Annotated in this window: 21 protein-coding genes and 1 tRNA gene; 9 read left to right on the plus strand and 13 right to left on the minus strand. The window is 48.5% G+C overall.

Features of this window, described 5'->3' with window-relative positions:
* Window positions 1-302: 302 nt before the first annotated feature.
* From E1919_RS25325 to rsmA, 5 genes are all read right to left on the minus strand, one after another.
* Window positions 303-701 (minus strand): HIT family protein, encoded by a 399-nt coding sequence (locus E1919_RS25325; protein WP_162056209.1) that lies wholly within the window; start codon window positions 699-701, stop codon window positions 303-305.
* A gap of 3 nt (window positions 702-704) precedes the next feature.
* Window positions 705-1178 (minus strand): transcription elongation factor GreA, encoded by a 474-nt coding sequence (gene greA / locus E1919_RS25330; protein WP_162056210.1) that lies wholly within the window; start codon window positions 1176-1178, stop codon window positions 705-707.
* Between the two features lie 348 nt (window positions 1179-1526).
* Complete coding sequence (locus tag E1919_RS25335; RefSeq protein WP_162056211.1) at window positions 1527-2477, minus strand: NAD(P)-dependent oxidoreductase; 951 nt, start codon at window positions 2475-2477, stop codon at window positions 1527-1529.
* Window positions 2478-2640: 163 nt separating this feature from the next.
* A complete protein-coding gene (gene mgtE / locus E1919_RS25340) occupies window positions 2641-3996 on the minus strand; it encodes a magnesium transporter (RefSeq protein WP_162056212.1) in 1356 nt (451 codons plus the stop codon).
* A gap of 4 nt (window positions 3997-4000) precedes the next feature.
* A complete protein-coding gene (rsmA, locus tag E1919_RS25345) occupies window positions 4001-4780 on the minus strand; it encodes a 16S rRNA (adenine(1518)-N(6)/adenine(1519)-N(6))-dimethyltransferase RsmA (protein ID WP_162056213.1) in 780 nt (259 codons plus the stop codon).
* Window positions 4781-4924: 144 nt separating this feature from the next.
* Between rsmA and E1919_RS25350 the strand changes: the two genes are divergently transcribed.
* The 6 genes from E1919_RS25350 (at window position 4925) to E1919_RS25375 (ending at window position 10378) form a co-directional block, all read left to right on the plus strand.
* A complete protein-coding gene (locus E1919_RS25350; protein ID WP_162056214.1) occupies window positions 4925-6352 on the plus strand; it encodes a leucyl aminopeptidase family protein in 1428 nt (475 codons plus the stop codon).
* Window positions 6353-6359: 7 nt separating this feature from the next.
* Window positions 6360-7382, plus strand: coding sequence for a 4-hydroxythreonine-4-phosphate dehydrogenase PdxA (gene pdxA, locus E1919_RS25355; protein ID WP_162056215.1), 1023 nt, complete (start codon window positions 6360-6362; stop codon window positions 7380-7382).
* Window positions 7383-7449: 67 nt separating this feature from the next.
* Window positions 7450-7992: a YceD family protein gene (locus E1919_RS25360; RefSeq protein WP_162056216.1), complete on the plus strand. Its 543-nt coding sequence runs from the start codon at window positions 7450-7452 to the stop codon at window positions 7990-7992.
* Between the two features lie 50 nt (window positions 7993-8042).
* Window positions 8043-8240 carry a 50S ribosomal protein L32 gene (gene rpmF / locus E1919_RS25365; RefSeq protein ID WP_115568097.1) on the plus strand — a complete coding sequence of 66 codons (198 nt, stop codon included), beginning with the start codon at window positions 8043-8045 and terminating at the stop codon, window positions 8238-8240.
* A 50-nt stretch (window positions 8241-8290) separates the two neighbouring features.
* Window positions 8291-9232 (plus strand): phosphate acyltransferase PlsX, encoded by a 942-nt coding sequence (gene plsX, locus E1919_RS25370; protein ID WP_162056217.1) that lies wholly within the window; start codon window positions 8291-8293, stop codon window positions 9230-9232.
* Between the two features lie 141 nt (window positions 9233-9373).
* Window positions 9374-10378, plus strand: a complete 1005-nt coding sequence (locus E1919_RS25375; RefSeq protein ID WP_162056218.1) for a beta-ketoacyl-ACP synthase III — start codon at window positions 9374-9376, stop codon at window positions 10376-10378.
* Between the two features lie 262 nt (window positions 10379-10640).
* On the opposite strand, the gene E1919_RS25380 is transcribed toward E1919_RS25375, so the two are convergent.
* Both E1919_RS25380 and E1919_RS25385 read right to left on the minus strand, forming a co-directional pair.
* A complete protein-coding gene (locus E1919_RS25380) occupies window positions 10641-11615 on the minus strand; it encodes a DPBB and LysM peptidoglycan-binding domain-containing protein (RefSeq protein ID WP_162056219.1) in 975 nt (324 codons plus the stop codon).
* A gap of 13 nt (window positions 11616-11628) precedes the next feature.
* The gene (locus tag E1919_RS25385) at window positions 11629-12405 is read right to left on the minus strand and encodes a DUF4905 domain-containing protein (protein ID WP_162056220.1); all 777 of its coding nucleotides are present in this window, start codon (window positions 12403-12405) and stop codon (window positions 11629-11631) included.
* Between the two features lie 206 nt (window positions 12406-12611).
* Here E1919_RS25385 and E1919_RS25390 point away from each other — a divergent pair, with 206 nt between their 5' ends.
* Window positions 12612-13856, plus strand: coding sequence for an NfeD family protein (locus E1919_RS25390; protein WP_237144851.1), 1245 nt, complete (start codon window positions 12612-12614; stop codon window positions 13854-13856).
* A gap of 503 nt (window positions 13857-14359) precedes the next feature.
* The gene (gene kdsB, locus E1919_RS25395) at window positions 14360-15097 is read left to right on the plus strand and encodes a 3-deoxy-manno-octulosonate cytidylyltransferase (protein WP_162056228.1); all 738 of its coding nucleotides are present in this window, start codon (window positions 14360-14362) and stop codon (window positions 15095-15097) included.
* A 94-nt stretch (window positions 15098-15191) separates the two neighbouring features.
* On the opposite strand, the gene E1919_RS25400 is transcribed toward kdsB, so the two are convergent.
* The 4 genes from E1919_RS25400 to gap all read right to left on the minus strand — a co-directional run bounded on the left by E1919_RS25400 (window position 15192) and on the right by gap (window position 18807).
* A complete protein-coding gene (locus E1919_RS25400; RefSeq protein WP_162056222.1) occupies window positions 15192-15539 on the minus strand; it encodes a translation initiation factor in 348 nt (115 codons plus the stop codon).
* Complete coding sequence (locus tag E1919_RS25405) at window positions 15536-16432, minus strand: diacylglycerol/lipid kinase family protein (protein ID WP_162056223.1); 897 nt, start codon at window positions 16430-16432, stop codon at window positions 15536-15538. Before E1919_RS25405 ends, E1919_RS25400 begins: the two co-directional genes overlap by 4 nt.
* Window positions 16433-16769: 337 nt before the next feature.
* A complete protein-coding gene (locus E1919_RS25410; RefSeq protein ID WP_162056224.1) occupies window positions 16770-17621 on the minus strand; it encodes a universal stress protein in 852 nt (283 codons plus the stop codon).
* A gap of 193 nt (window positions 17622-17814) precedes the next feature.
* Window positions 17815-18807 carry a type I glyceraldehyde-3-phosphate dehydrogenase gene (gap, locus tag E1919_RS25415; protein WP_162056225.1) on the minus strand — a complete coding sequence of 331 codons (993 nt, stop codon included), beginning with the start codon at window positions 18805-18807 and terminating at the stop codon, window positions 17815-17817.
* Between the two features lie 178 nt (window positions 18808-18985).
* Here gap and E1919_RS25420 point away from each other — a divergent pair.
* A tRNA-Glu gene (locus E1919_RS25420) sits at window positions 18986-19057 on the plus strand.
* Between the two features lie 404 nt (window positions 19058-19461).
* Here E1919_RS25420 and E1919_RS25425 read toward each other — a convergent pair.
* Together E1919_RS25425 and E1919_RS25430 are read right to left on the minus strand one after the other, a co-directional pair.
* Entirely contained in the window at window positions 19462-20160 is a 699-nt protein-coding gene (locus E1919_RS25425) for a transposase (protein ID WP_237144852.1), read from the minus strand.
* Window positions 20161-20187: 27 nt separating this feature from the next.
* Complete coding sequence (locus E1919_RS25430) at window positions 20188-20373, minus strand: hypothetical protein (protein ID WP_162056227.1); 186 nt, start codon at window positions 20371-20373, stop codon at window positions 20188-20190.
* Window positions 20374-20531 lie beyond the last annotated feature (158 nt).

The raw sequence follows: 20531 nt of genomic DNA on the forward strand, positions 1-20531 counted from the left end.
ATGGCCCTGAACATCGCTCGAAGAAGCGGGTTTCTTTCAATGAAAGACGCTACCATGGCCTTTGCTAATAAAATTACGCTGATGACTAAGTACATTAGAACTTAACGACCCTGCCTCCGAGGAGGGGGTAGAGGTGGGTTCCAGGTAATGAGAAGTCATTCCGCTTTTTACCATAGCAGCCAAAAAGAGCTCATAAGAAAGAGAAGGGCTTAGAACTGGAGTTTAAAATCCCATTTCTAAGCCCTTCTCTTTCTTGTTAGTAGATGTTCAAAAGTCTTTTGTCCTTTTACTTTTGTCGTCCATCAGCCCTTGTAGGCAGCTTTTATTTTCTCCGCTGTTTCCTCAAACTCCTCCTTGCTGAATTGCTGTTTGTTTGCAAAATTCATGTCCTGCATACTGTTGAGCGGGATAAGGTGCACATGCGCATGCGGCACCTCTATACCTACCACCGCCACTCCTATTCGTTTACAGGGAACGGCTTTTTCAACAGCAACTGCCACTTTTTTAGCAAAGGCCATCAGGCCCAGGTATAAGTCGTCCTCCAGGTCGAAGAGGTAATCAATCTGTTGCTTCGGTATTACCAGTGTATGGCCTTTCGTGGTCGGGAATACATCCAAGAAGGCAAGGTAGCGGTTGTCTTCTGCTATTTTATAGGCAGGGATTTCGCCGTTCACAATCTTTGTAAATATCGAAGTCTCCATGATTTACCGGCTTATTTCTAAAATCTCAAACTCAATTTTGCCTGCTGGCACAGTAATTTCGGCTACATCACCCACTGACTTACCTAAAAGGCCTTTGCCAATCGGTGACTTAACAGAAATTTTGCCTGCTGCCAGGTTAGCCTCTTCCTCCGCCACCAAAGTATAGTCTACTACCATATTGTTCTTCAGGTTTTTGAGTTTTACCTTCGAGAGGATCAGCGCTTTGCTCATATCAAGGTTCGACTCGTCGATAAGACGGGCGTTGCCTACAATCTCCTCCATCTTGGAAATCTTCAGTTCCAGGTGGCCCTGTGCGTCTTTCGCTGCATCGTATTCAGCGTTCTCGCTCAAGTCACCCTTGTCGCGCGCTTCAGCTAACTGGCGTGCCACCGAGGCACGGCCTTTTGTTTTGAGCTCAGCTAGGTCGTCTTTCAGTTTCTGCAAACCTTCTGCTGTGTAATAAGAAATCTTGCTCATATTCGTTTTTACGTTTAAAACACAAAAGCAAAAAGAACGGTTATGGCCTGCATAACCGTTCTTTTTGCCAAATATATAGTTTATTTAATTAATTAGCGCGGCGACAGGCATATGCATTATATGCAGGCGCCAACGTATGGCATACGCTTTTAATTTTTTCGACAATAAGGCCATGGGCAACTCCCAAAGGCTTCCTGTTTAGCAAATATACGAAATTAGGAACACAAGTAGCAAGAGTATTTGATTGATGAATGTTTATTGATAAATTGTTAAATGGCTGAATTGTAAAACTGTTAAACCTTCTATCAAAAAGAGTGAAATCCCACAACCTTTAAACAATTTAGCCATTTAATAATTTATCAATACCTTCCGAATTTTCTCTACCAGCACCTCGTTTATTTTTATATAGGATTCATGCGTCCAGCCGGCAATGTGCGGAGTGAGAATAACGTTCCTGGCGGATGTCAGGTTGCTGAAACTCTCCTGCTGGGCTGTGGTGAGGGTCTGTAGCTTTTCGTTTTCCAACACATCCAGGGCAGCTCCTTTTACTTTCCCGGATTTAAGGTGCTGCACCAGTGCCTCCTGGTCCACTACATCGCCACGAGAGGTATTCAGAAACCAAACGGGCTTATGGAAGCCACGGAAGAATGCATCATCTGCCAAGCTGAGGTTCTCCGGTATGTAAGGAATATGCAGACTCACGACATCAGCTTCAGCTTGTATTTCCTCTAAAGAGGCACAAATTGCAGGTGCACAAACCTTTTCAGGCGCAAAGCGATCATAGGCTAGTATGCTGCAGCCAAAACTGCTTAACAACTTGGCAAAGCTCTGCCCCATATTGCCATACCCGATAATACCTACCGTTTTACCGCTAAGCTCCTCACCCCGGTTCTCTTCCCGTAACCATACTTTCTCCCGCACCTGCTTGTCGCTGCGGGTTATATTGCGCAGCAGCGACAGGAGTATACCTAATGTGAACTCCCCAACCGCCTGCCGGTTTCCCTCATTTGCCCCGAGTAATGCAATATCCCGCTCCTGCAGCGCCTGCGCATCAATGTTGTCGACGCCCGCTCCTGCCCTTGCTACAAACTTAAGCTGATTAGCCAGTTCCAGCGTATTGGCTGTTATGCGCATTTTGCTCCGCACGATCAAACCATCAAAGTCAGCCAGAGCCTCCCGCACGTCAGCAGGCTTTATCTCTGGCCTGTAATCAGTCTCGGCTCCGATGCTTTCAAGCAGCGGAAAGATACTAGGGTGCATCTCGTCGATAATCAGGATACGCGTAGAAGGTGACGCCATACAGTACTGGGGTTTGTTGTTTTTGGTAATTTATGTTGTGGTTGGGAAGTATCAATAAGCAATATGCCTGATGTAACTATCAGATGTTCAAGGGCGGTGGCAGCTTGAACAGATTCCAGTTTTCTTCGCTCAGTTTAGTTTTTACACCAGAATAAAGAGCTCACTACATTTCATAGAGCAGATGCGCTATCCCGAAGTAAATCGCCAGCCCCAACAGGTCGTTGGCGGTGGTGATGAACGGACCTGCCGCCACAGCAGGATTAATGCCGAATTTATCCAGGATCATAGGCGTAATGGTGCCCATCAGAGACGCCAGTATCACCACAGAGAATAGCGCCACTGACACGACAATAGATAACTTCAGCTCATGCCGGAACAGATACGAAAAGGCAAAAACCAAAATGGAAATAATTAAGGCATTCAGTAGCGCCACCAGCACCAGCTTTAAAATTCGCTGTGCGAAATTTTCGAATATCACCACATTAGACGAAAGGGTCTGGATGATGATGGACGAAGACTGTATGCCCACATTACCGCCTGTTGCCGTAATAAGCGGCACAAAAAGAGCCAGGGCGGGCAGCACAGCAATATCGGCCTCGAACACTCCCATAAACTGCGCTGCCAGTAAACCGCCCACCATTCCTATTACCAGCCACGGTAAACGCGAGCGGGAAATACGGAATACACTGTCGTCCTCCTCCACGTTCTCCGTTATACCCGTCATCAGCTGCCGGCTCAATTCTGCCTGCTCCTGCATCACGTCTACCACGTCATCGATAGTAATACGGCCCAACAGCCGGCCCTGTATGTTCACCACGGGTATGGCCTCCAGGTCATAGCGCTGCATCACGTTTACCACTTCGTTTTCATCACGAAACGACTCTATCGAAATCACATCCGGATTGTAGATTTCTTTTACCGGCGTGTCGTCGCGGGACAGCAGCAGTTTCTTCACGCTCACGCGCCCCACCAGGATGTCACGTTTGTCTGTGACGTACACGGTATAGATTCGCTCCACATTTTCTGCCTGCCGCCGGATTTCCTCTATACAATGCCGCACGCGCCAGTTCAGGTTGACTTTAATGAGTTCCTTTCCCATCAGACCACCGGCGCAGTCTTCCTCGTAGTGCAGCAGGTCCAGGATGTGCTCGGCCTTTTCCTCATTGTCGAGCAGCGCAATCACCTCCTCGCGCGTCTGCACCGACTGCTCGTTCAGAATATCCACGGCATCGTCGGAATCCATCAAATTGATGTAGCGGGCAATCTCGGCGCTGGTAAAGTAGCCCAAAAAGTCTGTCCGGATGTCATAGTCGAGGTCGCTTAGGATTTCAGCTCCCACTTCTGGAGGCAGCAAGTCCATCACGTATTTCGACTCATTCGTATCCAGCTCATAAAGCACCGTCGTGATATCGGCCGGGTGCATCTCGGACATTGTACTTAGAACGAACTCACTGTCCTTCCGTTCGATGGCTTCCTCTACCTCCTCAATGTACTCCCGTGTTATCTCTACCTGCTGCATACGCTTAAATATTCTCCTCTATTAGTTGGGTTAGCGCCACAAAATCCTGCACCGACAACTGCTCCGCCCGCTTATCGAAAACAGGCTGTGTGGTGACTTCTGCCGGCAGATTGAAACTACGAAGTGAATTACGCAACGTTTTGCGGCGCGTTCCGAAGCCCAGCTTCACCACTTGCTTAAACAGCTGCTCGTTGCAGTCCAGTTTTTCCACCTCGTTACGCACCAGGCTAATAACAGCCGATTTCACTTTTGGCGGCGGGTGGAACACGTGCTCGCTCACGGTGAACTTATAGTTAATCGTATAGTAGGCTTGCAGCAGCACACTCAGTATACCATAAGCCTTAGACCCCGGAGGCGAGGCCAGCCGCTCCGCCACCTCCTTCTGAAGCATGCAAACCACCTCCGGCACTACGTTATGGTGCTCCAGCACCTTAAAAAATATCTGGCTGGAGATGTTATAAGGGAAATTCCCGATGATGGCGAATTTGCCCGGAAACAAGCTGCTCAGGTCTGTCTTCAGAAAATCGGCAGAGATAATGCGGTCTCCCAAAACTGAGAAGTGCTCCTGCAGGTAGGCAATGGATTCGCGGTCGATGTCCAGCACCGTGGTGCGGTACTCCGGGTGTTGTAAAAGATACTGCGTGAGCACGCCCATGCCCGGTCCTATTTCCAGCACATCTTTCACACCGTGGTGCAGTGTAAGCTGCTCCACGATCTTTGTTGCAATGTTCTGGTCTACCAGGAAATGCTGGCCCAGGTGCTTCTTTGGACTTACTTTGCTCACGTGGTATTTTTTTTGAGATTTGAACTTAAAATTAAACTTTTCTACTCAAACGCGTTATCATTTTTGAGCTTGCCGCAGGAGCAGCAGCTTTTCGCATTACGTATTATACTTACTATATTGCAGCCTCAAAGATACAAACGACAGATGCCAACACAACTTAAATACGATACAAGCTTAAGCAAAAACACTGATCTGGCACTAATTGTAGCAGCCGACCAGGTAACAACTTTGTCCGAGCTACAGCCGAAAGAGCAGCAGTACGTGCAGGAGCAGGTGCAGCAGGAAGCAAAACTAGTTTCGCTGAACCGTTACTCGCACCGCGTTTATGTAGTAGTGGCACCTGACGGAAAAACAGAAGCCGCTAAAAAGGAAGCACTGCGCCAGGCGGGCCATGCCCTGCTAAAGCAACTAAAGAACGATAACGCACAGCAGATCACACTGCTCGATAAAACAGCCACTGAAGCCAGCCTATGTGTAGCAGAGGGCTTATACCTGAGCAATTACCAGTTTCAGAAGCACAAAACGAAAGACGCCAAGCCAAGCACCCTACAAACCATTACAGTGGCAGACGAGCAGGTAAGCAAGCAGGCCGTGCAGGAACTGGCAAACGTGCTGGAGGCAGTATACAAGGTGCGCGACCTGGTAAATGAGCCACACAGCCACCAGTCGGCCACGCAACTGAGCGAGCAACTGGAGGCTCTGGGCCAGGAGGCTGGATTTAATATGCAAGTGCTGGATCTAATTATGATACAGTCGCTGAAGATGGGCGGACTAATCGCTGTGAACCAGGGAAGCGAGGAACCTGCTACGTTTAATATACTGGAATACAAGCCGGAGAACGCGAAAAACACAAAGCCTTACGTGCTGGTGGGCAAAGGCGTGGTATATGACACGGGTGGCTTAAGCCTGAAGCCAACACCAAACTCCATGGATTACATGAAGTCTGACATGGCCGGGGCTGCTGCCGTGACTGGCATCCTCTACGCTGTGGCCAAAAATAAGCTGCCTATCCACCTGGTTTGCCTAATACCCGCTACCGACAACCGCCCTGGCGGCAACGCCGTGGCACCGGGCGATGTGATTACGATGCACAACGGCATGACAGTGGAAGTACTGAACACAGACGCAGAAGGCCGGCTGATACTTGCCGATGCGCTGAGCTTTGCGAAGAAGTATGACCCGGAGCTGGTAATTGACTTTGCTACCCTCACAGGGTCGGCCATGCGTGCCGTAGGCAAAGAAGGATTAGTAGTGATGGGCACGGCAGGTGACGAAGTGATGGCCGCTCTGAAGAAAGCAGGAGACAATGTACACGAGCGCACGGTAGAGTTCCCGCTGTGGGACGAGTATAAAAAACAACTGGAGTCTGATATTGCTGACCTGAAAAACCTGGGCGGTGCGGACGCCGGCCATATAACGGCTGGCAAGTTCCTGGAGGCATTCACCAGCTATCCATGGGTGCATTTTGACATTGCCGGCACCGCCTATTTGCACAACGAAGACTCCTACCGCGGCAAACTGGCCACTGGATCAGGTGTCCGGCTTGTTTACAATTTCCTTAGCGCACTGTAATCTTAAGATGGATAATAAATTTAAAGTAAAACTCGGCATCAGCATCGGCGACACCAATGGCATCGGTCCGGAAGTAGTCATTAAAACGCTTGCTGATCAGCGCGTACTCAACTTCTGCACTCCTGTTGTTTATGCTTCTGCTAACTTCTTAAAGCAGGTAAAGCAAGCCCTGCGGGAGGAACACTTCCAGTTTCAGGTAGTGGACTCGGCGCATGCGCTGGTGCCACGCAAGGTAAACGTTGTTTCCTGCTGGGAAGATGAACTGGAGGTAAATCCCGGCAACCCGACACCAGCGTCAGGCAAGGCTTCTTTAGACTCGCTGCTGGCAGCCTGCAGGGACCTGAAAGCGGGATTGCTCGACGGACTCGTAACAGCTCCTATCAATAAAGACAATATACAGTCAGAGGATTTCCGCTTCCCGGGGCATACTGAGTTTCTGACATCTTACTTCGATGCTCCCGAGAGCCTGATGTTGCTTGTAAGCGAAGGCCTGCGGGTGGCTACCGTTACCGGCCATATACCGGTAAAAGAAGTGTCCTCGAGGCTAACGGAAGAGCTGCTGATCCGCAAAATGACCATCCTGCTGGATTCACTGCAAAAGGACTTTGGTATTCAGAAGCCGCGGATAGCTTTACTGGGTCTTAACCCGCATGCGGGTGAGCAGGGTTTGCTGGGGCGCGAGGAAGTAGAAATCATACGCCCGGCGGTGCTGCACATGAAGGATCGCGGGCACCTGGTGTTCGGCCCCTACCCTGCAGACGGCTTCTTTGGAATGCGCCAGTTTCAGCAGGTAGACGCCGTGCTGTCCATGTACCACGACCAGGGGCTTATTCCGTTCAAGACACTGGCTTTCGAAAGCGGGGTGAATTATACAGCAGGCCTTCCTATTGTGCGTACCTCTCCGGATCATGGCACTGCTTATGACATTGCGGCAAAGCATAAGGCCAGTGAAACCTCTTTCCGGGAAGCGCTGTTTCTGGCCTACGACATCGTTAAGAAGCGCCAGGAGGCAGCAATGCCAGCAGTATAAATGGGACAGAATATTTTATTTGTCAGAATAATGTTCTAATTTTGCGTCTTGCAATAAACAGTCGAGTGTGAAAAAGGAAAGAGACTATGAAATCGGCATCGCCAAACTCAGCAACAAGCAACACTTGTATGAGTTTGAGCTGGATGATTCCTTTTTCGATCTTTTCGGGAAAGACATCATTCTTGGCGGCAACTTAATAGCCCATGTGGAGTTGGACAAGACAGAGTCTATGCTGACTTTCCATATGGATATTAAAGGACATGTGCGCCTTGTCTGCGACAGAAGTCTGGATGAGTTTGATTATCCGATTGATGTGCAGAGTAAGTTCCGCATCAAATACGGCGATGAAAACGTCGAACTTGATGATGATTTGTGGCAGATAACACCTAACACGCAGTCCATTAACATTGCTCAGCACCTGTATGATTACATTGGGCTGGCCGTGCCGATGAAGAAGCTGCACCCCCGCTTTGTGGAGGAAACGGATGAGGACGACGATAACCAGGATATCCTGATTTACTCCTCTCGTAACGCAGCAGAAAGCGATGATGAGGACGATGACGACGAGGATGCAGATCCACGCTGGGACGCTCTCCGGAACTTGAATTAATAATTTTCAGAAGTATAAAATAAACACAAGTAAATTAATATTAAGAAAAAATGGCACATCCTAAACGTAAGATTTCGAAGACCAGAAGAGATAAGAGAAGAACTCATTACAAGCTCTCTGAGAAAGCCATTGCTCTTTGCCCAACTACTGATACTCCTCACCTGTACCACCACGCATACGTGGTAGAAGGCGACCTGTACCACAAAGGCAAACTGGCAATCAAAAATTATACAGCAAACGCGCAGTAAATTTAAACTGCTCTAGTTTTAGTTCTGTATAATCCAAAACACCCCTGTAAATGAGAATCGCTTTAGACGCCATGGGCGGCGATTTTGCACCTGAGGCTATTGTAAAGGGTGCAGTATTGGCTGCCCATGAGCTTAAGAATGATGAGGTTATCCTGCTCCTTGGTAAGGAAGATGTCATTCATTCACTGCTCAAAGAAAACGGTTACACAGGCAGCAATATCTCCGTGATGCATGCTTCCCAGGTAATCGAAATGGGTGAACACCCAACCAAAGCGCTTACACAGAAGCCTGAATCCAGTATTGCTATCGGGTATGGCCTATTAAAGGCCCAGAAGGCTGATGCCTTCTGCAGTGCCGGTAATACCGGTGCTATGCTGGTGGGGGCTATGTTCAGCGTTAAAGCGACTGAAGGTGTGTTGAGGCCGTCTATTGCGAGCTTTGTGCCTAAACTAAGCGGTGGCTTTGGGGTAATGCTGGATGTAGGAGCCAACGCGGATTGTAAGCCGGAAGTGCTGGAGCAGTTCGGAGAACTTGGCTCTATTTACGCCAAGTATGTGCTGGATATCCAGAACCCCAAGGTTGGCCTTATGAACCTGGGCGAAGAGGAAGGCAAAGGCACCGTAAACACGCAGGCTGCACACCAGCGCCTGAAGGTGAACAAGTCCATTAACTTTATCGGCAACATTGAGGGGCGAGACCTTTTCAACGATAAAGCGGATGTGATTGTGTGCGACGGCTATACAGGCAACATTATCCTGAAAATGGCAGAGTCGCTTTACGAAATTCTGCACGAAAAAGGTATGACCGACCCCTTCTTCGAGAAGTTTAACTATGAGGCGGCAGGAGGCAGTCCAATTCTGGGCATCAACGGCAATGCAATAATAGGCCATGGTGTTTCCAGCCCAAGAGCTGTTTGCAACATGGTGCTGCAGGCTCAAAAGATGGCGGCATCAAACCTTTCAGAACGTTTTAAGAAAAACTTTAGCAGTTAGAATCACTCCGCAACGCGTGATTAACATCATAAAGCTGGCATAATCTGTTTCAGTGGTTCTTTTTGAGAGACTGACAGTTTATGCCAATTTTTTTTAGTTAAATTGCCTCCCTAAATCATCATCACCAAAGGAAATAATATAATGAGTAAAATTACTGCTGCCATAACAGGCGTTAGTGGCTATGTACCTGAATACGTGCTCACAAACAAAGAGCTTGAGACATTGGTTGAGACGAACGATGAATGGATTACCTCCCGCACCGGCATCAAAGAAAGGCGGATTCTGAAAGGTGAGAACATGGGTACTTCCAAAATCGCCGTGCCAGCAGTAAAAGAATTGCTTAGGAAAACGAATACCAGGCCGGAAGAAGTTGACATGCTCATCTGCGCCACCACTACCCCAGATATGGTGTTCCCGGCAACGGCTAACATCATTACAGCAGAAGTGGGCGCGATAAATGCCTTTGGCTATGATCTGCAGGCAGCCTGCTCGGGCTTTCTTTTCGCCCTTGCCACAGGTGCCAAGTTTGTAGAATCCGGCCAATATAAAAAAGTGATTATTGTGGGGGCTGATAAAATGTCTTCCATCGTGGACTATACTGACAGATCAACGTGCATCATCTTCGGTGACGGAGGAGGCTGCGTGATGCTGGAGCCGAATACAGAAGGCCTTGGTGTGCAGGACCAGGTGCTGAAGTCGGATGGCACAGGCGCCCCGTTCCTGCACATGAAAGCAGGCGGCAGCCGCAAACCAGCCACCCAGGAAACATTAGATGCGCGGGAGCACTATGCGTTTCAGGAGGGGCAGCAGGTGTTTAAATTCGCTGTGAAAGGCATGGCAGATGTTGCGGCAGAAGTGATGGAGCGCAACAACCTGACTGGCGAGGATGTGGCCTGGCTGGTACCGCACCAGGCAAACAGGCGTATCATCGAGGCAACCGCCAACCGCATGGGCTTGAGCAGTGATAAAGTGATGCTGAACATCCACAAATATGGCAACACCACCAGCGGCACTATTCCGCTTTGCCTGTGGGAGTATGAAAGCCAGATGAAGAAAGGTGACAACATTATACTGGCAGCCTTCGGAGGTGGTTTTACATGGGGTTCTATCTACCTCAGATGGGCTTACGATACAAAGCAGGACTAAGTATACTGTATTTAATATCACAATAAGAAAGGCGGCTTCAGAAGAGGCCGCCTTTCTTAATGATGTGTGGCTAGCGCATTTTCTCATTTCAAGGTGCGCTTACCCTTCTCTTTTGCTATAAATTTGAAAGAACAAGCCCTACAAGACTGTAACACATCCTGGTAAGTAATGGGTGTGTCTGGAGAAACTCGCTAGTGCAAGCAAAAGGGCCGGTACATTCTCATGTACCGGCCCTTCTGCTTGCAGCTTATGTTTAATCAGGCTACGGCATGTAAGAAACATCCACTCTGAACTTTGAGTCAATTGCGCCGAGCTTCTGGTAGGCTTTCTTGGAGATGCGGACAATCACTTTGTCATTGGCTCCTGTGTCAGGGAGTTTACCTATTACGCGTACATATACCACCTGCCCGTTCATGGCATTCTTCACCTGCATAATTGTGCCCACAGGCGCTGTCTTGTGCAGGGCAAGGTACTTGTTTGTATCTGCCTTTGGGTCAATCATTTCAGCCATACCGCTTTCCAGTATTTTTTTCACACCGGAGACACTTTCTTCAGCTTCTTCCTCCCCCTCTGCAACAGCAGTAGTTGTCACTGGGGCAGGCTCTGGTGTTGTAGAAGCTGTTGTTACAGTAGCTGTAGTTGTCGTAGGTGTAGCCGCGGTAGACTCAGCTGGTCTTGACGCCACCTCATCATCTGATTCAGGCATATAAACCGGCTGCTTCGTTGGCTGTGCCGTACCTTTCGCTACAATCAGCTTAGCGCCAATGCTGATGCTGTTATCCGGCAGGTTGTTCCAGCGCCTGATATCTTCCACAGCTACCCCATGCATTTTAGAAATAGAGTAAAGCGTCTGCCGCGGTTCTACAGTATGTATTTTATTACCAGCCTCACTTACGGTATAAGTACGGCTGCTTGCCGAAGGGGCAGCAGGCGTTGCTTTAGCAGCCGAAGCCACCGCATTGGAGGGGAAAGATTTACGTGGAATCAAAACGATCTCACCGATACGTATAGCCGTCTCCACCGTTGGGTTTGACTCTACTATCTTCGAAACCGGCACACTGTACTTTCTGGAAAGGGCATATAGGGTTTCTTTCGGCTCTACCTTGTGCTGCACAAACAGCTTTCCGTTTTTGCGCTCCACTCCTATAGAGTCGCGAACAGCCGACACATCGATGGCATTGGCAGAAAAAGAAAGCACGGGTGCTACTAAGAGGGTGATGAAAAAGGATCGTACCATGGCTAAAATATTACTATGCTAAAAGTCGATATACTTCTAAACTGGTTTTATTCCGGATGAAGTATAAATCGTGCATAAAGATAAAAAAAGTATCTGAACCAATTCCACTTAATCCGTCAGCGAGCTGCTCTTTTAGTAATAAGCCCCCATCTAAATCAAACACAGCAATATAATTCGTCAGCGTATTTTCAGCTGCGCGTTCATAGTAACTTACCACAAGCGCCCCGTCCGTTTCAGCATACTCCAAACCTGACACGGCCTCTGTATTAAGTTGAACCGCCAGGAAATTTTTCACCTCATCGAAATAGATCTCCACTTCCAAGTAAAGCGCCGGAAAAACAGCGTCCTTGTAGCGGGTGTGGCTGTATTGTGCCACCTCTTCTGCCGCCTGCTGCTGCGGAACTCCTGTTCGATTGGGTTGCCCTGTGTCCAGCTGAAGCACATCGAAAGTAGCTTCCGGCGTAGCCGCAGGATAAACAACTACCCCCTCGGGCACAAGACCATAGAAAGCCAGCTCCGGCACCTCCCACACAGCTTTACCGGATGCCTCCGCAATGGCATTAATGCCCTTGTGCTGGCCCATTTTGCGGTCGCCATAGCCATGCAGGAACAGAAAGCCTCCCTGCGCGTCCTCCAGCCCCTGCCACCAGTTCTTGGCCTGTGGCAAAGGCAGCAGCTTCACAGTGTAAGCGGAGGCATCTAACGTGTAGAAGGAGGCCAGCAACAGGTCAGCATCCCGCACCTCCAGTGCCAGACTTTGTGCAGCAGTATCGACGCGGATTCGCCACACTGTGGCGCCAAAATCGTATTTAAACTGTAGTGGAAGAATATGCCGTTAATTTTTAGTATCTTATATCCAGTTTAGGATATCAACAGCTCTAATTTATGAAAACCTATCCAAAGCAAAAGCATTTATCTTGCATGTATCTGCTGCTCTGCTTTTTGCTGCTTCCGCTATTTACATTTGCTCAAAACAGCAAACCCAAGGTTTTTGTGATGGAAGTAAAGTCAGAGATAGATCCGCGCACCAACCGCTACACCGAAGTGGCTTTTGATGAAGCGACAGAAGCAGGCGCTGACCATGTGCTGCTGGTGCTGGACACTTTTGGCGGTGCGCTGAAAGATGCAGATGAAATCAGAGAACGTATCTTACACTATCCCAAACCGGTATATGTATTTATCGATAATAATGCTGCCTCAGCGGGTGCTCTTATCTCTATTGCCTGCGACAGTATATACATGTCACCGGGGTCAAGCATAGGGGCAGCCACCGTGGTAGGTGCAGACGGAGAGGCAGCCCCGGGAAAATACCAAAGCTATATGCGTTCTATCATGCGCGCTACAGCCGAGGCCAATGGACGAAACCCACGCCTGGCGGAAGCCATGGTGGAACCCAGTGTGGACAGCACCCTCTCTGCAGGGCAGGTGCTGACGCTAAGCACGACAGAGGCTGTCAAGTTAGGCTTCTGCGATGGCGTGGCCACTGATGTGGAAGGCGTACTGGCGCTGTTGAACCTGCAGGATGCAGAGGTCATCTATTATGAACCCGGTACCGCCGATGCCATCATTTCCTTTTTCTTGAACCCATTTGTCAGCGGTATTCTGCTGCTGGTTATTGTGGGTGGCCTGTATTTTGAGCTACAGACACCCGGCATCGGTTTTCCACTAATAGCCGCTATCATAGCAGGCACCCTCTACCTTGTACCCTACTACTTAACCGGCTTAGCTGAAAACTGGGAAATTCTGCTGTTTGTGGTCGGCTTAATCCTGATCATGCTGGAAGCTTTTGTGATTCCTGGGTTTGGCATAGCAGGTATCAGCGGTATTCTGCTGACCATAACCTCGCTTGTGCTGATAATGTTAAATAACTACAACTTCGATTTTACCTTTGTGCCCTCCGAAAACCTGATGAAGAGCCTTATTTCTGTGGTGCTGGGCATGGTAGGCGCTGGCGTGCTCATCGCGCTTAGCTGGAACCGGCTTGTCAGCAGTACGGCCATGGACCGGGTGGTGCTCAAAAACAGCTTCCACAGTGATGAAGGCTACCGTTCTTCTAATTCGGCAGTGCATCTGGTAGGCAAAACAGGCTTCGCCCATACCCATATGACTCCCACAGGCCGCGTGATGATAGACGATACCTTGTATGATGCCCAGGCCCGCGATGGTTTCATTGAAAAAGGAGAAGCAATACAAGTGATAGACCACAGTACCTTTTCGCTTCGGGTAAAAAAAGTTAGCTAATTTCTAATCACACTCCACTCAAAAAGCAAATTCAATGAAATTCAGCTTGCGTCCATTTGCTGGTGTTGCCGCCGCTGTCACTCTGCTATTTACAGGTTGCCAGCAGCCCCAATCCGTGCAGGAAAGTGAGACAAGCCGGGCCACGCTTCTCTGAACTGGTGAAATAGCTGCGGATGGCTGTGGCTTTGAAATAATAATAGACGGCAACAAATATTTACCTGCCAATGAAGACGCCATAGATAACGCTTTCAAAAGCAGCGACAGCACCCAGGTACAGCTTAAGTATGTAAGACTGCAGGAGCAAATTGACCGCCAATGCGGAATGTTGCCTCAACCCAGGGTAATGGATGCCATCAGAATAGTATCTATCCGGCAGATTTGAGGTACAATTTGTTTTACCCCCTCACTTGGCTTTTTCTCGATACGAAATCCTTATAAAACGAAGTGTTTCCTTAACTTTGGAGAGCTGCTACGGCGGCAGGAAACCATCAAAAGAGATAAATATGGACGTATTGGGCATCATTCCGGCACGCTATGCCAGCACCCGTTTCCCGGGTAAACCGCTGACTGAAATACAGGGCAAAACTATGATACAGCGGGTGTATGAGCAGGCGCAGAAGTCCGGTTTGGCAGAAGTGCTGGTGGCAACAGATGACCAGCGCATACTTGATCATGTAAGAGGTTTTGGCGGTAAGGCAGTGATGACGGCCGCACATCACCAGAGCGGCACCGACCGCTGCTTTGAAGCGTACCAACAGCATGATGCCCCCTACGAGTACATCATCAATATACAGGGAGATGAACCCTTCATAAAGCCGGAGCAGATAGACCTCGTCGCCTCCTGTTTTCAGAAACCACAGACACAGCTGGCAACACTTGTAAAAAAGATTGATTCACCGGAGGAACTTCATAATGTAAATGCGCCCAAGGTTGTCATTAACCAGGCCAAAGATGCTCTGTATTTCAGCCGCCAGCCCATTCCCTACTGCCGGAACGTGCCCCACGATATATGGCATCAACAGCACACATATTACAAACATATTGGCATCTATGGCTATCGCGCTGATATTTTAGAGCAGATTACGCAGCTACCGCCTTCCGCCTTAGAACTTGCTGAATCGCTGGAGCAACTGCGTTGGCTGGAGCACGGCTTCCGGATCACCACCGCCCTCACCGAGTTCGAAACTATTGGCATCGATACTCCCGAAGATTTGCTCAAAGTGGAAAAGCACTTTCAATAAATGCTGAATTATAGATGATGAATCATGAACTGAAAATTAATGATTCATCATCTATAATTCATAATTCCTAATACAGCATTCATAATTTTAGAAATCAGCCTCCTGCTTTTTTTACTTTATAGCCTGCGGTTTGTAGTACTTGTACTGCTTTATCACGGAAGTCGCCCTGGATGAGGATCTCACCGTCTTTGGCAGAGCCACCTACGCCGCACTTGCTTTTCAGTATTTTACCCAGGTCCTTCAGGTCCTCATCGGTGCCCACGAAACCGGCCACCAGCGTAACTTGCTTGCCGCCCCTCGACTTCTTGTCCAGCATGACCTTAAGGTTCTGCTGCTGCGGTGGCAGTGTTTCTGCTGTATTCTCCTGCTCGTACTCGTAATTAAAATCGGAGCTGGTGGAGTAAACTACTCCCTGGCGGCCTTTTTTATTTTTATCTTTCATTTCTTAGCTAAATTTGGCATTACAACTTTCAGCGACAAGGGCTGTATGTGCACATCGAATGTAGCGGTTTTGCCCATGTATTCCCCATCCGCATGATACATCATCGGCTCCTCTGTTTCTACCTGTACGTGTTTTGTTTTGAAATACTCGGCACTGTCGGAGTGCGCCAGTTGGTTGGTGAGCATGCAGTAGCTCAGGTTTAGTGCTTTAATCAGATCCAGCCTGCGCACAAGGCACACGTCCAGCAGCCCATCCTGTATATCGGCTTCCGGGGCTATATATGCGTTGTTGCCGTACTGCGCCGCATTGGCAAATGCCATTACATAACAATCCGTATCCAGCACACTTCCGTTGATGCTCGCTTTCACGGGCAGGTGCTTATAAGAGAGCACTTCCTTCAGCACCAGCTCTACATAGCTCTGCAAGCCCCGCTTTTTATTTCCGGCAAAAACAGAACTGATGTAAGCGTCAAAGCCAATACCTGCTGTGGTGACAAAGGGATGGCCGTTTATACTGCCACTGTCTATAGAACAGGTATGCCCCTCATTTAGTACACGCAAGGCCCCTTCCAGGTCCATCGGCACCTGCAGGTGGCGTGCCAGTCCATTTCCAGACCCTTTCGGAAGGATGGCCATGGCTGTATCTGTGTTCATGAGTCCGCGTGCCACTTCGTTCACGGTACCGTCGCCGCCCACCGCTACCACTATGCTACAGCCCTTTTCTGATGCCTCCCTGGCAAGGTCAGAGGCATGGCCTGCATAAGCAGTATAAACAATCTCATGGCTGTACTTCTGGTGGTTGAGGTGCAGCTTAATGCGCGCTGCCACATCCACCTTGCTTTTTGTACCAGAAGTAGGGTTGATGATAAAACGTATATCCGGAAATTTGCTCATGCTGTCGGCTTTGTGGCTGCTACAAAAATACTTTTTCCGGGGAAGAATAAAAAAGGCTGTTCTTGAAGTAGCTCACCACTTTTGAAGTAGTTCACCACTTTCCTACAAGCACAGCTGCCATGATGTTCTTGTCATTTAAAACATTTTACCAGATTTATCATCCTAGTCTCCAATTCTATGGAATTAAGCATAGTGCGTCCAAATAATTAAGCTGTCATTTCGAACGCATAGAGAAATCTTTCAGCGCACGAAATGACAGCCTTTGAACAGTTTGCTTATGTCTGGTAATCTATAATCTAAAGCTTAAAGTCTTCAATCCTTCCCCTTCTCACTTTACCTACTTCAAAGGAAAAGTGAGCACCGGGATAGTTGTATGGTTTACCAGATCCTCAGCAATGCTACCGCTCAGCAGATGTGCCAGGCCGGTTCTGCCGTGCGTGGCCATCATGATCAGGTCAGCACGTATGTCGTTTGCAAAGTTCAGGATACCATCTTCTTCTATCACATCGTTGTATACATTCACGCTATAGTTCTGAAGGTCGTACTTTTGGGCTGTGTCGTCCAACTTAGTGTGAAGGTTGCCACTCGACTCAAAAGCGCCAGGCGTGTTGATGTAAACAAGGTGCAGCCGGGCTCCGAACAGTGCCTGAAAATCCTTGAACCGCTCCATGGCGTAGCGCACCTCTCTCTTGAAGTCAGAGGCCAGCACAATTTCGCGCACATTAAAGTTCGGGTGCCGGTGTTTCACCGTCAACACAGGGCAATCTGCTGTACGCACCACCTTTTCGGTGTTTGAACCGATCAGGAACTCGTCTAATCCGCTGGAACCCTTTGAACCCATCACCACCAGATCTACATCATCTTCCTTAATCGTTCTCCTGATTTTACTGACAGGTCTATCCACATCCACTTCCTGCACTACGCCCACACCCTCATGATCTACTGATTTTATAAACTGGTTCATCTGCGCCTTCATGGCCTCCATCAGTTGCAACACATACACATGTTGCATATTATTGGGTGTGATGACATCGCCTGTGGCACTGAAGCTTGGCGAGTAAGAGGTGACTCCCTCCACCACGTGTAGTAGTTTAATACCTGCCCCTGCTTTGCGGGCAATGGATACGGCCACTTCGTAAGCGTGGTGTGCTTCTTCTGAAAAATCGGTGGGTACTAAAATTCTTTTCATAACAGATGGTGTGTTTGGTAATTTGATTTCTGGCTATCTGGCTAAAAGTATAGTTCTTTTTCAATATAACTGATGACTTTAATCACTTTATACTCCTGCGCCAGTAAGTTGTTTAGCAGTTGTGGTAGCAGCGGGACAAAACAAAAGCCCACCTCTTGCGGGGTGGGCTTTGAGCCTGGATGTTAATCCGTTTTTATCCGATACGCATGATCAGGTCAGCGGCGCGGTTAGAGTAGCCGGCTTCGTTATCATACCAACCCACCACTTTTACAAGTGTTTCGTTGGCCGATGTCATTCCTGAATCGAAGATACAAGAGTGTGGGTTGCCTACGATATCCACAGAAACAATCGGATCCGCGGTGTATTCCAAGATACCTTTCATCTCGCCTTCAGCCGCTTTTTTCATAGCAGCGTTGATCTCTTCTTTGGTAACTGCTCTTTTTAGAACGCATGTCAGGTCCGTAAGTGAACCATCCGGAATAGGAACACGCATCGCGATACCATCCAGTTTACCATCCAAGTGGGGCAACACAAGACCAACGGCCTTGGCAGCACCTGTAGAGGTAGGTACAATAGATAGGGCAGCAGCACGTGCTCTGCGCAGGTCTTTGTGTGGTGCATCCTGCAGGTTCTGGTCAGCAGTGTAAGCATGCACGGTAGTAATATAGCCTTTCTCGATTCCGAAGGCATCGTCCAGCACTTTCGCCATTGGCGCCAGGCAGTTTGTAGTACAAGAGGCGTTAGAGATGAGGGTATCCTCCTCTTCCAGCGCATCCTCATTTACACCAAGTACAATCGTTCTCACGTTGCCTGTGGCAGGAGCCGAGATTACTACTTTGCGGGCACCAGCCTCCAAATGGGCACCAGCGCTTTTATCATCCGTGAAACGGCCGGTAGACTCCAGTACTACGTCAACACCTAACTTGCCCCAAGGCAGGTTCTTCGGCTCGCGCTCAGCAAGGACCTGTATTTCCGTGCCATTCACTTTAATACCTGTTTCAGTGGACTCCACGGTTCCATCGAATCTACCGTGTACAGAATCATATTTCAGCAGGTGCGCCAGCGTCTTCGTATTTGTAAGGTCGTTGATGGCAACCACCTCTACATTTTCTTTTTGAAGCAGCGCCCTAAATGTAAGTCTGCCGATACGGCCAAAACCGTTAATTGCAACTTTAATTTTAGACATGATAACTAGTTCTTTTAAGTTTTATTTATGATGCGAAGTTACAATATACCATATTGTAAAACCAATATTTATTTTTTATACTGATTTAAAGGCGCTTACGTTTTAAAATAAAAAAATAAAAACAGATATTTTGCAAGTAAAGAAATACGCGTATCTTTGCACCGCAATACAGCAACAAGGCCCGTTCGTCTAGGGGTTAGGACGCTAGATTTTCATTCTAGTAACAGGGGTTCGATTCCCCTACGGGCTACACAAAAAGCCTTCAGTTAACTCTGGAGGCCTTTTTTCATTTGCTTCGGACACTATTCGGACACTAAAACCGCCACCTGTAGATTATATACCTCTCGATTTAGCCAAATATTACTTCTTTGGAAGAGGTAAAGCTTCTGTTATTTGCGTTATTCTTTTTGGTACCCTACCCTATTATGTACCTTTAGGTGAATCTATCAATTAGCCTATGAAAACATTGTTCATGATATCATGAACGGTCTCACCTACTCATCTCTTAAAATAAATTTCAAGTTTGATTTGTGAGACGGCAATATGAGACGCAATATAGACTGCAGGGGCAGGTTCAGCTGAAGGTTCCACGATGTCAAAATTCCCACGTGGCTGTTGCACAACTCAACTTTCATCATGACTTTCTATCAGCTTTTATTCGGAGTAAGCATACAATGCTCCTCTCTTTGATTGTGGGCAAGCGACAGGGGTAAGCCAATAGCTGAAGATAGGAGCATGTCGCTGCTCCCTTTCCATTGCTATTGCCATGCTGACAGACTTCTCCGGCTTATTACTCATGTACTTTCTTATGTTGAAGGCGATGGCAGCCATGAGCATGACCTTATGAGCACCTGATTTTCCCAGCACATTAATGTTTCGCAGACCATAGTGCTGCATCAGGCTCCCGAAGACCGGTTCCACCGTGCTCTGGCGAAGCTTTTTCATGCGTATGCCCCGCCTGCTTTGCTGCCGGGCATACGCTATCAGGTACTGCTCGTCGTAAGCTGTGCGGGTAATCTTCCTGCACCGGGTCTTGGGGGCACATGTGGGTTTGGAGGAGCACTGCCTGCAGTCACCTGGCGCTGCCCAGTAGTTTCTCAGCAGCCTGCCGTCCGCAGTGCGGTCAAAGCCCTTGAAGGGGAGCGGCTTGCCCATGGGGCAGATGTAGCGGTTGTTCTCCTTGTCATAAGGAAAGCTCTCTATTTCAGGCTTGTACATCCCGAACACGGGAATCCAGCCTGTGATGCCCTGCTGCTCGAGCATGAAATAGTTGGAGCCGTTGGAGTAGCCGGTATCGGCCAGCAGGTCCCGCATGAGCAGCGCGTTTGATTTCAACTTGCTTTGCACCTGCATCACCAGGGAAGGCAGGTGCTGGCTGTCTCAGGCGTCGGCAAAGTCGGCCCGAATGTGGGAGATAACACCTTTGGCCGTGTCGACCATCATGCTGCAGTGGTAGTTGAGCTTTCTGGACTTTCCCGGTTTCACTGATATGCGGGCATCGGGGTCATGCGGGGCGTAGTGGGTCTTGTTGCTGACCAGCTGTGCCTTCTCATGGGTTGAGCCCAATGAGGTGAATGTGCCCCTGAGATTCTCCTGATGAACTTGCTACATTTGACTGGAGACTTTTGATAGGCAGATTTACTAAATTATTAAATTTGACTATTATGGATAGACGAGTATTCGACGCCTCCTTCAAGCGGATGGCCATTGACCTTTCCTATGCG

Source organism: Pontibacter pamirensis (assembly GCF_010015475.1).
In the GTDB taxonomy this organism is placed as follows: Bacteria; Bacteroidota; Bacteroidia; order Cytophagales; family Hymenobacteraceae; genus Pontibacter; species Pontibacter pamirensis.

Excerpts from the sequence above, each read along its gene's own strand:
- E1919_RS25325 (WP_162056209.1), bottom strand. The coding sequence starts at position 701 with ATGGAGACTTCGATATTTACAAAGATTGTGAACGGCGAAATCCCTGCC.
- greA (WP_162056210.1), bottom strand. The coding sequence starts at position 1,178 with ATGAGCAAGATTTCTTATTACACAGCAGAAGGTTTGCAGAAACTGAAA.
- E1919_RS25335 (WP_162056211.1), bottom strand. The coding sequence starts at position 2,477 with ATGGCGTCACCTTCTACGCGTATCCTGATTATCGACGAGATGCACCCT.
- mgtE (WP_162056212.1), bottom strand. The coding sequence starts at position 3,996 with ATGCAGCAGGTAGAGATAACACGGGAGTACATTGAGGAGGTAGAGGAA.
- E1919_RS25350 (WP_162056214.1), top strand. The coding sequence starts at position 4,925 with ATGCCAACACAACTTAAATACGATACAAGCTTAAGCAAAAACACTGAT.
- pdxA (WP_162056215.1), top strand. The coding sequence starts at position 6,360 with ATGGATAATAAATTTAAAGTAAAACTCGGCATCAGCATCGGCGACACC.
- rpmF (WP_115568097.1), top strand. The coding sequence starts at position 8,043 with ATGGCACATCCTAAACGTAAGATTTCGAAGACCAGAAGAGATAAGAGA.
- plsX (WP_162056217.1), top strand. The coding sequence starts at position 8,291 with ATGAGAATCGCTTTAGACGCCATGGGCGGCGATTTTGCACCTGAGGCT.
- E1919_RS25375 (WP_162056218.1), top strand. The coding sequence starts at position 9,374 with ATGAGTAAAATTACTGCTGCCATAACAGGCGTTAGTGGCTATGTACCT.
- E1919_RS25380 (WP_162056219.1), bottom strand. The coding sequence starts at position 11,615 with ATGGTACGATCCTTTTTCATCACCCTCTTAGTAGCACCCGTGCTTTCT.
- E1919_RS25390 (WP_237144851.1), top strand. The coding sequence starts at position 12,612 with ATGGAAGTAAAGTCAGAGATAGATCCGCGCACCAACCGCTACACCGAA.
- kdsB (WP_162056228.1), top strand. The coding sequence starts at position 14,360 with ATGGACGTATTGGGCATCATTCCGGCACGCTATGCCAGCACCCGTTTC.
- E1919_RS25400 (WP_162056222.1), bottom strand. The coding sequence starts at position 15,539 with ATGAAAGATAAAAATAAAAAAGGCCGCCAGGGAGTAGTTTACTCCACC.
- E1919_RS25405 (WP_162056223.1), bottom strand. The coding sequence starts at position 16,432 with ATGAGCAAATTTCCGGATATACGTTTTATCATCAACCCTACTTCTGGT.
- E1919_RS25410 (WP_162056224.1), bottom strand. The coding sequence starts at position 17,621 with ATGAAAAGAATTTTAGTACCCACCGATTTTTCAGAAGAAGCACACCAC.
- gap (WP_162056225.1), bottom strand. The coding sequence starts at position 18,807 with ATGTCTAAAATTAAAGTTGCAATTAACGGTTTTGGCCGTATCGGCAGA.
- E1919_RS25425 (WP_237144852.1), bottom strand. The coding sequence starts at position 20,160 with ATGCAGGTGCAAAGCAAGTTGAAATCAAACGCGCTGCTCATGCGGGAC.